This window comes from Helicobacter anatolicus (genome assembly GCF_021300615.1).
In the GTDB taxonomy this organism is placed as follows: Bacteria; Campylobacterota; Campylobacteria; order Campylobacterales; family Helicobacteraceae; genus Helicobacter_H; species Helicobacter_H anatolicus.
The window spans coordinates 57,239-71,646 of the sequence record NZ_JAJTMY010000004.1 but is presented as its reverse complement, the minus strand read 5'-3'; the positions used below and the strand labels follow the sequence as shown (position 1 = coordinate 71,646).

13 protein-coding genes and 1 tRNA gene are annotated in these 14,408 nt (G+C 32.0%); 7 read left to right on the top strand and 7 right to left on the bottom strand.

Annotated elements, in window-relative coordinates; genetic code table 11:
• Positions 1-1,446 (top strand): sulfatase-like hydrolase/transferase, encoded by a 1,446-nt coding sequence (locus LW133_RS06045; RefSeq protein WP_233077516.1) that lies wholly within the window; start codon positions 1-3, stop codon positions 1,444-1,446.
• Between the two features lie 60 nt (positions 1,447-1,506).
• Here LW133_RS06045 and folE read toward each other — a convergent pair whose 3' ends face one another.
• The 6 genes from folE to recR form a co-directional block, all read right to left on the bottom strand.
• Positions 1,507-2,046, bottom strand: a complete 540-nt coding sequence (gene folE, locus LW133_RS06040; RefSeq protein WP_233038125.1) for a GTP cyclohydrolase I FolE — start codon at positions 2,044-2,046, stop codon at positions 1,507-1,509.
• A complete protein-coding gene (gene htpX / locus LW133_RS06035) occupies positions 2,039-2,971 on the bottom strand; it encodes a zinc metalloprotease HtpX (RefSeq protein WP_233077515.1) in 933 nt (310 codons plus the stop codon). Before htpX ends, folE begins: the two co-directional genes overlap by 8 nt.
• 9 nt (positions 2,972-2,980) lie before the next feature.
• Entirely contained in the window at positions 2,981-4,096 is a 1,116-nt protein-coding gene (gene truD, locus LW133_RS06030) for a tRNA pseudouridine(13) synthase TruD (RefSeq protein WP_233077514.1), read from the bottom strand.
• Entirely contained in the window at positions 4,089-5,123 is a 1,035-nt protein-coding gene (locus tag LW133_RS06025) for an alanine racemase (protein WP_233077513.1), read from the bottom strand. The genes truD and LW133_RS06025 overlap by 8 nt, the downstream gene beginning before the upstream one ends.
• 39 nt (positions 5,124-5,162) lie before the next feature.
• Positions 5,163-5,465 (bottom strand): c-type cytochrome, encoded by a 303-nt coding sequence (locus LW133_RS06020; RefSeq protein WP_233038129.1) that lies wholly within the window; start codon positions 5,463-5,465, stop codon positions 5,163-5,165.
• Between the two features lie 119 nt (positions 5,466-5,584).
• A complete protein-coding gene (gene recR, locus LW133_RS06015) occupies positions 5,585-6,166 on the bottom strand; it encodes a recombination mediator RecR (protein ID WP_233077512.1) in 582 nt (193 codons plus the stop codon).
• Between the two features lie 76 nt (positions 6,167-6,242).
• Between recR and dnaJ the strand changes: the two genes are divergently transcribed.
• A complete protein-coding gene (gene dnaJ, locus LW133_RS06010; RefSeq protein WP_233077511.1) occupies positions 6,243-7,367 on the top strand; it encodes a molecular chaperone DnaJ in 1,125 nt (374 codons plus the stop codon).
• A 125-nt stretch (positions 7,368-7,492) separates the two neighbouring features.
• Positions 7,493-7,568: transfer RNA gene (locus LW133_RS06005), tRNA-Val, on the top strand.
• A 232-nt stretch (positions 7,569-7,800) separates the two neighbouring features.
• Here the strand turns inward: LW133_RS06005 and cysS are convergent.
• The gene (cysS, locus tag LW133_RS06000) at positions 7,801-9,198 is read right to left on the bottom strand and encodes a cysteine--tRNA ligase (protein ID WP_233077510.1); all 1,398 of its coding nucleotides are present in this window, start codon (positions 9,196-9,198) and stop codon (positions 7,801-7,803) included.
• Positions 9,199-9,389: 191 nt separating this feature from the next.
• Between cysS and LW133_RS05995 the strand changes: the two genes are divergently transcribed.
• From LW133_RS05995 to tilS, 4 genes are read left to right on the top strand one after another with little or no spacing between them, the layout of a single operon-like run.
• The gene (locus LW133_RS05995) at positions 9,390-11,588 is read left to right on the top strand and encodes a TonB-dependent receptor domain-containing protein (RefSeq protein WP_233077509.1); all 2,199 of its coding nucleotides are present in this window, start codon (positions 9,390-9,392) and stop codon (positions 11,586-11,588) included.
• A gap of 43 nt (positions 11,589-11,631) precedes the next feature.
• Complete coding sequence (locus LW133_RS05990) at positions 11,632-12,090, top strand: phosphoribosyltransferase (RefSeq protein WP_233077508.1); 459 nt, start codon at positions 11,632-11,634, stop codon at positions 12,088-12,090.
• Positions 12,090-13,409, top strand: a complete 1,320-nt coding sequence (rimO, locus tag LW133_RS05985) for a 30S ribosomal protein S12 methylthiotransferase RimO (RefSeq protein ID WP_233077507.1) — start codon at positions 12,090-12,092, stop codon at positions 13,407-13,409. Before LW133_RS05990 ends, rimO begins: the two co-directional genes overlap by 1 nt.
• On the top strand, positions 13,406-14,392 hold the full coding sequence (gene tilS / locus LW133_RS05980) for a tRNA lysidine(34) synthetase TilS (RefSeq protein ID WP_233077506.1): 987 nt from the start codon (positions 13,406-13,408) through the stop codon (positions 14,390-14,392). Before rimO ends, tilS begins: the two co-directional genes overlap by 4 nt.
• The last annotated feature ends 16 nt before the right edge of the window (positions 14,393-14,408 follow it).

Sequence of the window (14,408 nt, the reverse complement as noted above, 5' to 3'; positions counted from 1 at the left end):
ATGTTTTATTTAAAAATTTTTTGTGTGGCCTGTATTGTTTTTATTGTAAGTTTGGGGAAATGGAGCGTTGGAAACTTTGGTGTATTAACATATGAGCAGATTTTATTTCATTTAAAAAGCCCACTACTTCATGGAATCCCAATAATAATTATATTAGATTTTATAAAAGATTGTGTTTTGCCTATAATAGTTTTTTGTCTTGCATATTTTTTTGTGAAGAAATATACACATAAATGGATTGAGAGAATAGTTTTTGCAGGATTGATGGTTATAGGGATTATTCTTGCACAAAAATTTTGGCATTTTGATACGCTTTATTTTGAAGCAAAAAATATCGAAAGTTATGGGGAGTTTTATGAAAAATATTATAAGCAGCCACAAAAAAGCCAGATTATTTTTCCTGAACATAAGAAAAATTTAATTGTGATTTTTACAGAATCTATGGAGGCGAGTTATGCAAATTTTAAGGGGCAAAATCTCATTCCAGAGTTAGATGCAATTGCCAAGAATAATTATAGCTTTAATGGACTTTTAACATCGCGGGAGGGGGGTAATGATTTTTGGCAAGTTTTTGGTGTGGGATGGACAATGGCAGGGATTGTTGGTTATAGTTGTGGAATCCCGTTAAATATTCCAATTGGCGGAAATGATTTGGGAAAAAGAATGAATAGTTTTTTGGGCGGAGCTATTTGTCTTGGAGATATTTTGCAAGCTGAGGGATATAGACAAGTATTTATGCTTCCGCATAAGAAAAAATATTCCGGTATTGGTGCATTTATTAAGACACATGGAGATATGGAGATTAGGGATTATACATATTTTAAGAAAAATAATAATTTACCAAAAGATCATAAGGGCTTTTGGGGAATTAGAGATGATTTAACTTTTATGTATGCTAAAGAGGCTTTAGAGCAGTTAGGCAAAAACACTAATACTCCTTTTGCACTTTATATTCTTACAATTGATACACATGCGCAAGATGGGTATGTAGATCCCAATAAATGTGTAAAGAATTTTAAAAGTAATTATAAAAATGCAATTGTATGTACAGATAAAATTGTGGGCGAGTTTGTTGCTTGGTTGAAAAAACAGGATTTTTATAAAGATACGACAATTTTTATTGTTGGTGATCATCTCTCAATGGTGCAGAATTTTTTCCCATCAGATAAAAAACGAGAAATTTATAATGTTTTTATTAATCCGCATTTTTTTCATACATTTAATCCAATGTATCCTAGAAAAATTAGTCATTTTGATTTTTTCCCTACTATTTTAGATTCTTTGGGTGTAGAAGTTAGGGGATATCAAATTGGTTTAGGAGTAGATTTAAATGCCCCTACTAAAACTTTACTTGAAAAAAATATTATCAATGAAGAAATGAAGAAAAAATCTAAAATCTATGATCATTTTTTATTTGATACTCATCCTTTTTTTGGGTATGAATAGTTTTATTTTTAAGAGAGTTTTGAATTTATGGATTTTTTGAGTGACAGAGTTTTTAAAAAATTAAGATTTTGTGAGTGCAATAAATTCTGCTCGGGTTTTAGAATCTGTTTTGAATATTCCTCTTAATGCACTTGTATGTATTGTCGTGTGTTGTTTTTGTATGCCTTGCATGCGCATGCAAAGATGTGTAGCATTGCAAGTTACCATTACCCCTTTAGGATTAAGTTTTTCCATTAAAACATCTGCAATTTGATTGTTGAGGCGTTCTTGGATTTGCAAGCGATGTGAAAAAATATCTACTAATCTTGCCAAACCACCGATGCCAGCAAGCTTTTTATCAGGAATGTAGCCAATAGTAATGCTTCCAAAAAATGGTAAAAGATGATGCTCACACATTGAGTAAAATTCTATATCTTTTAGAATAATCATTTCATCAAAACATTCTTCATTAAATACACTACCAAGTGATGCATCAATATCTTTTTGATACCCATCAAGTAGATGTAAATAGAGTTTTTGGATTCTTTGTGGAGTATCTTTTAATCCTTCACGATTGGGATCCTCGCCAATTTTTAGTAAAAGTTCATTAAAATTAAACATATTTTTTTCCTAACAAAACCCGAATCCTATTTTGAATGCTAGGGTGAGTGCTAAAAGCTTCATTATTAAAAATATAAGCTGCTTTTCGTGTGGGATTGATATCAATGGTGTTGTAATTGTTTTGTCCATAGTCTTGAGAGATTTTTTGCAAAGCAGAAATCATTGCTTGATTATCTTGCATTAAATATGCCGCTCCACTATCTGCCATATATTCTCTGGATCTGCTTAAATACATTTGTAGAAATAAGCTAAAAATAGGTAGGATAAATTGAAGGATTAAGAGAATAGTGCGCGCCAGATTTGCCCCTTGATTGCGATTGCTACCAAAAAGAAAAAAAGCAGCATAATTTGCAACAAGTAACAAAATATTACTTAATATTCCTACACATAAGGTTAGACGAATATCACCATGACGGATATGACTAAGTTCATGTGCAATTACAGCTTGAAGTTCTTTATCATTGAGTTTGTCAATAATTCCTGTAGTGAGTGCAATAAGAGAATTTTTTTCATTCCAGCCACTAGCAAAGGCATTCATGTAAGGTGCATCAATAATATAAAGCTTGGGGGTAAATGAGAGATTAGAGACTTTAATAAGGTCCAAAAGTAGATTATAGATTTTTTTTTCATGGGGATTTAGAGAGTTTTTAGGGTTAATTTCTTTGTAATTACTACCGCTTAGCATAATTTGAGAAAAACTGCTAATACTATAAAAAATAATCAAACAAGCAACAAGACACATGCAAAAAGTAATAGTAGGGAAAATTCGAAAACTTACTAATAGGTAGAGTGCATTAAGAAAATTTGTTGCATTAATTCTAATAATGTCAAAAAGCAAACCAATAAAAAGAAAAATCGCAATATAGGTAAGGATTACAAAGATACTTTTTTGGTGATTGTTACGGATAATTTTTTCAAAATGCATAAAATCTCCTTAATCAACTTTGATGGTTTGATGTGCAATTTCTTCGATAAAAATTGTAGCATAACTTCCCTTTGGAAGAAAAAATCCTATTTCAAACCATGCATTATTTTCTTTATATTGATAATTAATATCTTCTGGCCATATCCACGCATAGCGTCTTGTGCCTAATGCATATTTTTCTAAAGCAGGATCCAAAAAGCGTTGTTCAATTGTCAATGCATTTTCTAGACTTAAAAAAGATTTTTTACCATATAGTAATCCTGTGGGGGCGAGAGATCTTTGCAGGAATCTATCAAGATCATTGGTTTGTAGTGTGGTATGGAAAGTTTTTCCAAAGGGATAGTGCTCTAAAACATCTCCACAAAAAATTTTAAAAATTTGCTGTTGATTTTTAATGGAAACAATACTGGATTTATCTAGAGAAATATTTTCTTGTTTGAGTGCTTGTGCAATCTCATGGGGAGTGAAGTTTTGAAAAATTTTATTGAGCTTCATTCTATAGTTTAGCCATTGATTAAAAAGATAGCTTTGGTAACTTGAGATGAGAAAATTCTGTAAAGTTTTGTTGCGATATTTTGTAAGACTTTGCACAATCTTTTGTCCTTCAAGATAATTATCTCCATCTCTTCCAAATCTTTGATAACCAAAATAATTTGGCAAACCATGAATTTTGATATTTTCGATAGCTTCTTTGATTTGTAATGCCATAGTGGGATTGACTTTTTTGAGACGGATAAAAAAAGAATTTCCTTTAAGATGTCCGATTTTGATTTTATTGTTATGGTAGGTTTGATCTAAAATTTTTATTCCTTGCTCTTTGAGGCTATCAAGATGACTAGAAAGTGTGGTAGTAAATTTTTTATTAATAGAGATATATTGTGTGGTGGTAGCTGCTTTGTCCTTTAGGCCTGCATAACCAAATTCTTCTTTTTTACACCCCAAATGTGAAGCAAGAATTTTTAGCATATCTTGCGTGCTTAATCCTTTTTTGCGAATATGTAAAATCACATGTTCACCACTTTGGCTAAAGGGATAAAGTGGAATTTCTTTGACAATAAAGTCGCGTGCATTTTGTGAAAAATAAAAATTAATAGGTGAATGATTTAGGGCGTAGATTTTATTCATAAATAATAGTTTTTTTAATAAATGGAGATAGGCGTGTTAGAATCTCATGAGGAATGGTGTGAAAAATTTCTGCTAATTTTGTTACATCATCAAAAATACAGATTCTATTTTTTGTGCTAAGTACAGAAATGCAGTCCATAGAGGTTCTTTGCAAAACTAAATAACCATCGGCGCTATAATAAGGAATCTTTGTTTCATCAAAACGAAATAATCCATCTCCATACCCTATATCATAGGTGCTAACTTCACTTTCTTTTTCTAGGATACTTGCACCGCTATACCCAATTTTAGCACCTTTTGGAAGATGGTGTGTACAGATTTTATCCGCCCAAAGACTAGCAATGGGTTGTAAATTTTTGCTAGCTTCTAGAGGGAAATTTGCAGTGCAATATCCATATGCTGCAATACCTATGCGCACTAAATCATCATTAATTTCCAAGCTTCTTAGTGCGGCAGAAGAATTTAGAGAATGGAAACGCGGTTTTTGAAAGCCTATATTTTGAGCAAGATATAAGACTTCTTTTTTGAGAAGTTGGAATAAATTTTGCGCATCATCAAAATCCTGCATTAAATCATCTCCATAGCCATTATGCATAAAAATCCCTACTAAATCATGCTTGTTGTGTAAAATTTTTGTAATAGCATCTTTTAGCTGTGTTGGCATAATCCCATTGCGATTCATACCTGTATTGATCTTTAATTCCACTTTTGAATTTTGCGGTAATAAGTCAATTTGCTCTAAAGAATGGATAGTGGGGTGGATATTTGCAGGTAGTGGTGTGTTGGGGATTCCATATAATAGAGTGATATGTTCAAAAAGATTTTGGATTTTGCAAGCTTCTTGGATATTTTTTACAAAAACACTTTTGATACCATATTCTTTTGCAAGACTAGCTATTTCTTCTAACCCATGCCCATAAGCATTATCTTTTAGGACAATACCTAATTTATTTTTATCTTTTAAATGTGTTGCAATGATATCAAGATTGTTTTCAAATCTTTTCTTGTTAATGAGGAGTTCAGCCATTTTTTATAGAGGTGTGCCAAAGATGTTGGCACATTAAAATTATTTTGCAGGTAGGCTAGAAATATACTCTGCTAATGCTTCAATATCTTCGTCAGAAATATTTTTCATTTGAGCATACATAATATTTTTATTACCACCATTATCAGCAGTACCTGCTTTATAACCTTTAAGATCTGCTAATAATTTCTCTTTTGATTGACCAGCAATGATATGCTTTGCACCAGGAGCCATTTTTTGTCCTGTTGGTCCGTGACACATTTTACATTTTGTGAAAACAGCAGGAGCTTCTGCAAACACAAGACTCATAAAACCAGCTAATGCAAAAAGAATAAATTTTTTCATTTTTCTTCCTTTATGTTTTGATTTTGTTTAATTAAACAATGCGGGGTAATTATACTATAAAATTAAATAAATCATCTTGTTTTGATAAAAAAGTAATGATATTTAGATGGTTTTGGGTTTTAGATTTTAATTCTAGAAGTGAGGGCACGAGATAAGGAGAGTTGATCAACATGATCCAGACCAATTCCTGTTGGCACACCTTGCGCAATTTTGGAAAATGTAAGGTTGAGGTCTTTTAGTTTATCTTCTATATAGATCATAATTGCGTCATTTGCTAATGTGGGAGTGAAGGCAAAAATAATTTCTTGCGTATTTTTTTCTTTGAGATTTTGTTTGAGTTGTACGAAATTAATTTCTTCTAGATTCTTGATTACAAAATAAATTCCCCTGTAATCACCAGTCTCTTCAATGGTAAAAATATCTTTAGAATGCAATACCATGCAAAGCTGAGAAGTGTCGCGTGTGGAATCAATGCAGATTTCACAAATTTCATTTTCACTTAGAGCGTTACAGATTTCACATTCTTTGACATTATTAATAGCATTTTCTATACAATGAGCAATTTTAAGACCCAAAAATTTATTTTCTACACTGAGGGCATAGGCCATTTTTAGCGCACTTTTTTTGCCAATAGTAGGCATTTGTTCTAGTGCTTCAAGGAGGGATTTAAAATGGTGTAAATTATTCTTATATGTTTTCATGCTTTCTAACTCAATGTTTTATAAACTATATTTGCTATAATTCTACCATTTTTTAAAAAAATAAATACTGTGAGGAATGGTTTTGGAATATTATGATATTTTGGAAATTAGTGTAACAGATGATAAAGAAGTGATTAAAAAAGCTTATAGAAAAATGGCTTTAAAATATCATCCTGATAGAAATCCTAATGATAAAGAAGCCGAAGAAATGTTTAAAAAAGTTAATGAGGCTTATGAAGTTTTAAGTGATGATAATAAGAGAGAAATTTATAAAAAATATGGCAAGGAAGGATTGCAAAACGGGGGATATAGCGGCTTTAGCGGTGCTGATTTTAGCGATTTGTTTGGGGATTTGGGTTCGATTTTTGGCAGTGCTTTTGGAGGGGGATTTTCTCAAAGAACTAGAAAACAGACAGCGACTTTTAGTGAAGATTTGGAATTTATGTTGAATTTAAATTTTAAAGAAGCAGTTTTTGGTTGCAAGAAAAAGGTAAGTGTAGAATATAAAAGTTATTGCAAGGATTGCAATGCAACAGGTGCAAAAGATGGAAAATTACAAGAGTGTGTGCATTGTAAGGGAAGAGGGCAAATATTTGTTCAGCAAGGATTTATGGCTATTGGACAAACTTGTCCACATTGTCGTGGTAGCGGGCAAAGTAGCACAGAATCTTGCAAGTCTTGTAAAGGGCAGGGATTTGAGATTTTACAAGATGATTTTGAGATTGATATCCCAGAGGGTGTGGATAATGGCAATATTTTGCGCGTGTCTGGTCGGGGAAACTTAGTAGGGAAAGATAAAAAGAGAGGGACTTTGTATGTTCAGCTTGCAGTAGAAGAAGATGATCATTTTATTAGAGATGGGGATAATATTTTTGTAGAAGTACCTGTATTTTTTACTTCTATTGCATTAGGAGTGAATATTAAAGTTCCTACTTTAAGAGGTGAGGTAGAGTTAAAATTACCTCAAGGTACTAAGGATCAGGAGCAATTTATTTTTAAAAATGAAGGGGTGAGAAATGTGCGTAGTGGCAGAAAAGGAGCTTTTGTTGCGGTGATTAAGACGATTTATCCTAAAAAGCTTTCTGAAAGACAACAAGAGCTTTTGAAGCAATTGCATGAGAGTTTTGGTGGTGAGAGTGAGCCGCATAAGGGAATTTTTGAAAATATTTGTGACAAAATTAAACATTGGATTACTAAATAATAACTAAGTAATAAATATAGTTTTTAAGTAGAGGGAGGGGGATAGCAAATATTTAGAAGTTAAAATGTTATTATAAATTAAGAAAAAATAAAACTTTTTTTGCTATGATTTTAAGCAATATCTAAGATCGCGTAGCTCAGTTGGTAGAGCACTACCTTGACATGGTAGTGGTCGCTGGTTCAAGTCCAGTCGTGATCACCATTTATTTTTCTTCACCTTATTTTTTTACGACCTTAAAGTAAAATATTTAAAAAGTAATCAATTGTATAGATAAAACATCTAAGTTTAAAAGTTAGTATTTTAAATTAGAGTAGAGTTGTATAAAAATGGTTTTAATCCAAAAAAAATATAAAAATTAAAGAGTTTAGTACCTCAGCTACCCCTCCTTTTTTAAGAAATTTTTTGAAATTTATAAAGTTTTTGCTATATATATTTAGATTTTTTCCCAGGTGCTACCATCGTTATGGTCAAGAATCTTTATTCCCTGTTGATTTAAGAAATCGCGGATAGAATCTGCAAGAACATAATTTTTTTGTGCTTTGGCTTCTAGTCTTTCTTTAAGTTTTGTTTCAATTTCTTGTCTTTGCGTTTCTGAAACCCCTAGTTGAAAATAACTTATACTATCTTTATATCCGATTCCAAGAAGATTTTGCACAAAAATAAGATTACTTGTAATTTTTGCGTGTAATGCTTTATCTTTTGGAGTTTGATCAAGGCATTGATTAGAGTGATTTAACATTTCTTCTAAAGTACTTAGTGCTTTGGAGATATTTAAATCATCTTGCATTGCTTCTAGAATTTTTTCCTCAAATATATGATCTTTTTCTGGAGTTGTGGATATTAGCCTTTTTTTAAGGCGATAGATTTTATCAAGACGCTTTTTGCTACTTAATAAATCTTCTTCATTAAAATCTAAAATTGAGCGATAATGAGTAGAGAGTAGGTAGTTGCGTAAAATTTCTCCATCATAGGATTTTAGTGCGTCGCAAACAAAAAAACTATTGCCTAAGCTTTTGCTCATTTTTTCCCCATTGATATTTACAAAACCATTATGTAGCCAATATTTTGCAAGTTCTTTATTGTGCATACAGCGTGTTTGGGAAGCTTCATTTTCATGGTGAGGAAATAAAAGATCTGCCCCACCACCATGGATATCAATACAAAAATCTTGGTCTTTATATGCAAGATATTTATCAATCATTGCAGAGCATTCTATATGCCATCCAGGACGCCCAAAACCAAAGGGACTTTCATAACCAATATCATCTTTTCCTTTATAAGCTTTCCATAGGGCAAAATCTCTAGGATCTTTTTTTTCTTCATTATCTTTAATACGGCTTTGATTTTCATCATCAATGCCTCTTTGGCTAAGATTGCCATAATTTTTATCTTTAGTGACATCAAGATAAACATCTCCACTTTTTGTTTGATAAGCATAACCTTTTTGCAAAAGTGCTTGAATAAAATCAAAAATTGCATCTAAGCTTTGTGTAGCTCTAGGTTCTAGGTCAGGGCGTAAGACATTAAGTGCTTGCATATCACTATTATAAGAATCAATATGGGTTTTTGTGATGGCTTCAATAGGAATATTTTGCTGTAAGGCTTTAGTAATAATTTTGTCATCAATGTCTGTAAAATTTTTGACAAGTGTAGTGTGATACCCACTAAGAGTAAGGGTACGCTTTAAAAGATCAAAAACAATAGAGCTTCTTGCATGGCCTAAATGTGCTTGATCATAAACTGTTGGACCGCATACATAAATCTTTACTTTATTTTCCACTAGAGGAATAAAATCTACTTTTTTTTTGAGCTTAGAATCATAAATTTTCATTTTTTGCCTTGGCTGTTTGGTTTTTAGATTCTTGTTATTTTAACATATAAAAATAAAGCTTTGGAGAGCAGAAGATAATACAGAAAATATGTATTTTATTTAAAAAAATTAACATTTTATTAACAAGTTTTTATTTTAATAATAATTATTACTTTTAAAATAAGTCTAATGATTTTTAAAAAAGGAAAAGTATGAAGAGTAGAATCCTTGTAACTCTATTGGCAACTTCGTCAGTAAGTTTGATTCTTGCACAAGAAAAAGAAATGCGACTTGATAAAATTGTAACCTCGGCATCTGGTTATAATCAAGATATTAAAGACGCACCAGCATCTATTTCTGTGGTAACAAGAGAGGAAGTTGAAAGCAAACCTGTGAGAGATTTGGCAGAAGCAGTAAGCCTGGTTCCTGGCGTATCTATTGATCAAAGTATTGGAAAAACAGGGGGATATGATATTTCTATTCGTGGTATGCCAGCAAGTTATACATTGATTTTGATGGATGGGAAACGACAAAACACAACATCTGCAGGTTTTCCTAATGGTTTTACAGAAGCATTTGCGGGATTTATGCCACCCATTGCAGCTATTGAGAGAATCGAGGTAATACGAGGCCCTGCTTCAACACTTTATGGAAGTGATGCAATTGGTGGGATTGTGAATGTTATTACTAGAAAACAGCTTGATTCTTGGAGTGGAAGTCTTACTCTTGATAGTGTATTTCAAGAAGATTCTGCTTTTGGGAATCTTTATGGTGCATCTTTGTGGTTAGGTGGACCTTTGGATCGTGCCAAAAAATGGACACTTTCTTTAAGAGCTAGAGATCAATATCGTGCCGCTGTGCCAACTTCTGCACTCAAAGTTGTGCCAAGTAATAATGGTGATAATACTGCAGCAGGTAGAAATGTTATTATAGGGCTTAGTGAGAGCAATAATTCAAGTTTTGGAATGAGGCTAGGTTATCAGATGGATCCAAAAAATTATTTTTATCTTGATTTTGATCATGGTTTGCAGTGGTATGATAATTCACAATCTTTGTTGGGAACGATAGGAAGTCGAGGTGGATATAAAAAGAATGTATTTTTTATGCGCAACAATGTAATTTTTGCCCATCAAGGAAAATATGAAAATTTTCAAACAGATACAAGCTTGCAATACCTCTCAACATTAAATTATGGAAGAGTGATTACTTCTTCTGCAGTTCCTGCAGGAAGTCCTCTTGTAGGAGAGGATAGGGGATTGCTTGGACAAGATGTAATTTTTGAGCATCGTGGTGTATTTCATATTGCAGAATCTAGTGTTATTACTCTTGGGGGAAGATATTGGTTTTCATCTTTAATTGATAAAATTGTTCCTACGGATTCTTTTTTATATCATCATAATTTAGCATTATTTGCAGAAAATGAAACAATATTAAGAGATAATTTAGCATTGCAATTAGGAATGCGTGGAGAATATAATTCTTCTTTTGGTTTTCATGTATCTCCTCGTGCTTATCTTGTATGGAATATTTTGCAAAGTGGCCATGGTAATAGAGATTCAAATCTAGTGCTTAAAGGTGGTATTTCCACGGGATATAAAACACCCACAGTCATTCAACTTACAAAGGGGATTAATGGACTAACAGGACAAGGAGCAACACCAACATATGGTAATCCCGATCTTAAACCAGAGTCCTCAATTAATTATGAAACTAGTCTTTCTTATGAAAATAAATTTATTGATACGGGAATTACAGGGTTTTTTATCCAGTTTAGAGATAAGATTCAAACTGCAAGTGTAGCAAATGGAGTGCAAATACCGGTATCAGGAGGAGGACCCTGTTCAGCAGTATCGGGAAATTGCTCTTATTCAATTAATGCAGATTCTGCAATTTCTTATGGAGTGGAGAGTTATTTTGGTATTAAGCCTTTAGGAGTTGGTTATGGGCATATTGATTTTAATCTTTCTTATACCTATAATCATACAGAACAAACTTCAGGGGTTGCTAGGGGATTGCCACTTACTGGAATTCCAGAGCATACTTTTAATGGTGCAATAAATTATGGTATGCCATTTGGTTTAGCCTTTTATTTGCGTGGAGAATTGCGTGCTAACCAACTAAGAACTTATATAGGAGGAAGAAGTGGAAGTAGTGCATCAGATCAAAATGCTTTAGATCAATTCTTGGCAAAAAATCCTAATATTAGCAAGTATTATAAACCCTATTTTTTATTACATCTTGGTGGGAGCTATGCTTTAAATAAAACCTTAAGACTAAACTTTGGAGTTTATAATTTGTTAAATTGGGATTTTGTGGATTATGTTCAAGCTTCTGATGGAAATTACTATAACAACTATAATTATATTCGCGAGGGGAGAAGATATTATATTTCTTTAAGTATGGATTTTTAAAACCCTGCTATAATAGGCATTTTTAATTTAAAAGGTTGTTTTAATGTATTATGCTTATCATGATTTTTTAGAAGATTTAAAGGTTTTAAAATACAAAGTAGAGGAAAAAATCGGTATTCCTGATGCCATTGTTTGTATTGCTAGAGGGGGAATGACAATGAGTCATATGCTTGGGCTCGCGTGGAATATTAGAGCAGTTTATAGTTTAAATGCAATGTCTTATAGTGATGCAAAAGTGCAAAGTTCATTGATTATTGAAAATATGCCTTGTATTAAAGAAGAGCATAAAAAAATTATTATTTTGGATGAAATTGTAGATAGTGGAGTGAGTTTGAGTGAAGTGGTACATAAACTCAGTACAAATTTTCAACATGCTACTTTTTATACAGCAACAATTTTTCAAAAAAATACTGCAAAAATTAAGGCTGATTTTTTTATACGCGAACCCAATGAGTGGGTAGATTTTTTTTGGGAAACAGATTTACTTGAGGATAATAAATAATGGAGAAGACCTTGCATTTGGTTTCTTTGGGGTGTACAAAAAATCTTGTGGATTCTGAAGTAATGTTAGGAAGACTAAAAGACTATGAAGTTATTGATGATCCCAAAAGTGCAGATGTAATTATTGTAAATACTTGTGGGTTTATTCAGTCTGCTAAAGAAGAAAGTATTGCAATGATTTTACAAATGGCACAGGAGAAAAAAGAAGGTGCTATTATTGTTGCTAGCGGATGTTTAACACAGCGCTATCAAAAAGAACTCAAAGAATTGATTCCAGAGATTGATATTATCACAGGCGTAGGAGATTATGATCGGATTGATGTGATGATTAGTCAAAAAAAAGGACTACTTTCAGAATCTGTATTTTTGGCAGATGAAAAAAAAGATCGTGTGATTACAGGGTCAAATATCCATGCTTATATTAAGATTTCAGAGGGGTGCAACCAGTCTTGCAGCTTTTGTTCCATTCCAAGTTTTAAAGGAAAATTAAAAAGTAGGAGTATTGATTCTATTTTGAAAGAAATAGAGATTTTGACTCAAAAGGGGTATAGAGATTTTACTTTTATTGCTCAAGATTCTAGTTCATATTTAAGAGATAAAAAGCAAAATGATGGATTGATTTCTTTAATTAATGCTATAGATCAACAAGACTTAGCGCGTAGCGCAAGGATTTTATATCTTTATCCTACAACTACTTCTATAGATCTTATTTGGGCAATAAAAAACTCTAAAATCTTCCAAAATTATTTTGATATGCCGATACAACACATGAGTGCAGAAATGCTAAAAAGAATGAAGCGTGGTGCTTCTAAGGAAAAACATATGGAACTTTTGCAGGCAATGAGAGAGGTACCAAATAGTTTTGTTAGAAGTACAATTATTATCGGACATCCCCAAGAAAGCGAGGAAGAGTTCCAAGAACTTTGTGAATTTTTAGAGAATTTTGTTTTTGATCGTCTAAATATTTTTGCATTTTCATCTGAAGAGGGGACTTTGGCAGATAGGATGCAAGAGAAAATTCCTACAAAAATTATCAATCAAAGAATTAAAAAGGTTGATGACATTATTAAAAAACAACAAAAAAAGATTTTCGAGGATATGGTGGGGCGGCGTTATGAGGTACTTTTGGAAGGGAAAAGTAGTGTAAGTGAATATTTTTATAGTGCTAGAGTGCTTACTTGGGCGCCAGAAGTTGATGGGGAAATTTTAATCAATGATAGTGAGTTAGAGGATTTAGTTTTGGAGGCAGGGTATTATCAAGTAGAAATCACAGAGGTAAAAAATATGATGATTTTTGCAAAAGTTACCCAAAAGATTTGATAGATTTTAGTGATTTAAAAAACCATAAGAATCTTTTAGGTTTTTCAGGAGGGGCAGATTCTACAGCATTGTTTTTTTTAATGTTGAAAGCAGATATATGTTTTGATATGGCAATTGTGGATTATCAGATACGCAAGCAGTCTTATCTTGAGGTTTTGTACGCACAAGAATTAGCAGAAAAATATAATAAAAAGCTCTATATTTATAAATCAGAAAAAATTATTAGCGATTTTGAAAATCATGCACGCATGGTGCGTTATGATTTTTTTGAAACATTGATAAAAAGATATGATTATAATCATTTGATTTTGGGTCATCACCTAAATGATCGCTTAGAGTGGTTTTTGATGCAGATGATAAAGGGTAGTGGATTAAATACAATTTTAGGGTTTGAGCGTGTGGAAAAAAGAGATGGTTATAAGATTATTCGTCCAATGCTAGAACTTTGTAAAGCCGAAATTTTAGAGATCGTCAAACCTTATAAATTTTTTGAAGATTCTAGCAATCGAGATACAAAATTTTTACGCAATAAAATTCGCCATTCTTATGCAAATTCTCTTATAAATGAAAATAAACAAGGGATTTTAAATACTTTTAAATATCTTCAAAAAGAAAAAAATAGAATCTATCATCAAGAAATTTTACAGCTTGCAGATATATTTTATTTTGAAAAAAAACAAGAATTGGAAAATCTTCATGGTATTGATGTTATTTTAAAGCAAATGGGCTATGTGCTTAGTTTTAAACAGCGTGAAGAGATTGTTAAGCAAAAATACAGTCTAATTTTGGCAAAAAAATATATCATTGACTGCAATGTAGATTTTATTTTTGTGAGTACCCAAAATGAAGAGTGTGTGATGCCTAAAGTTTTTAGAGATGAGGCAAGAAGACTTCTTATTCCTAGGCGATTGAGGGCTAAAATTTTTTTTTTACTAAAGAAGGGGATTTTAAAAAAAAATCAAATTATTTTTAAAAAAAGTTAGATTTTTAAGGTTTTGC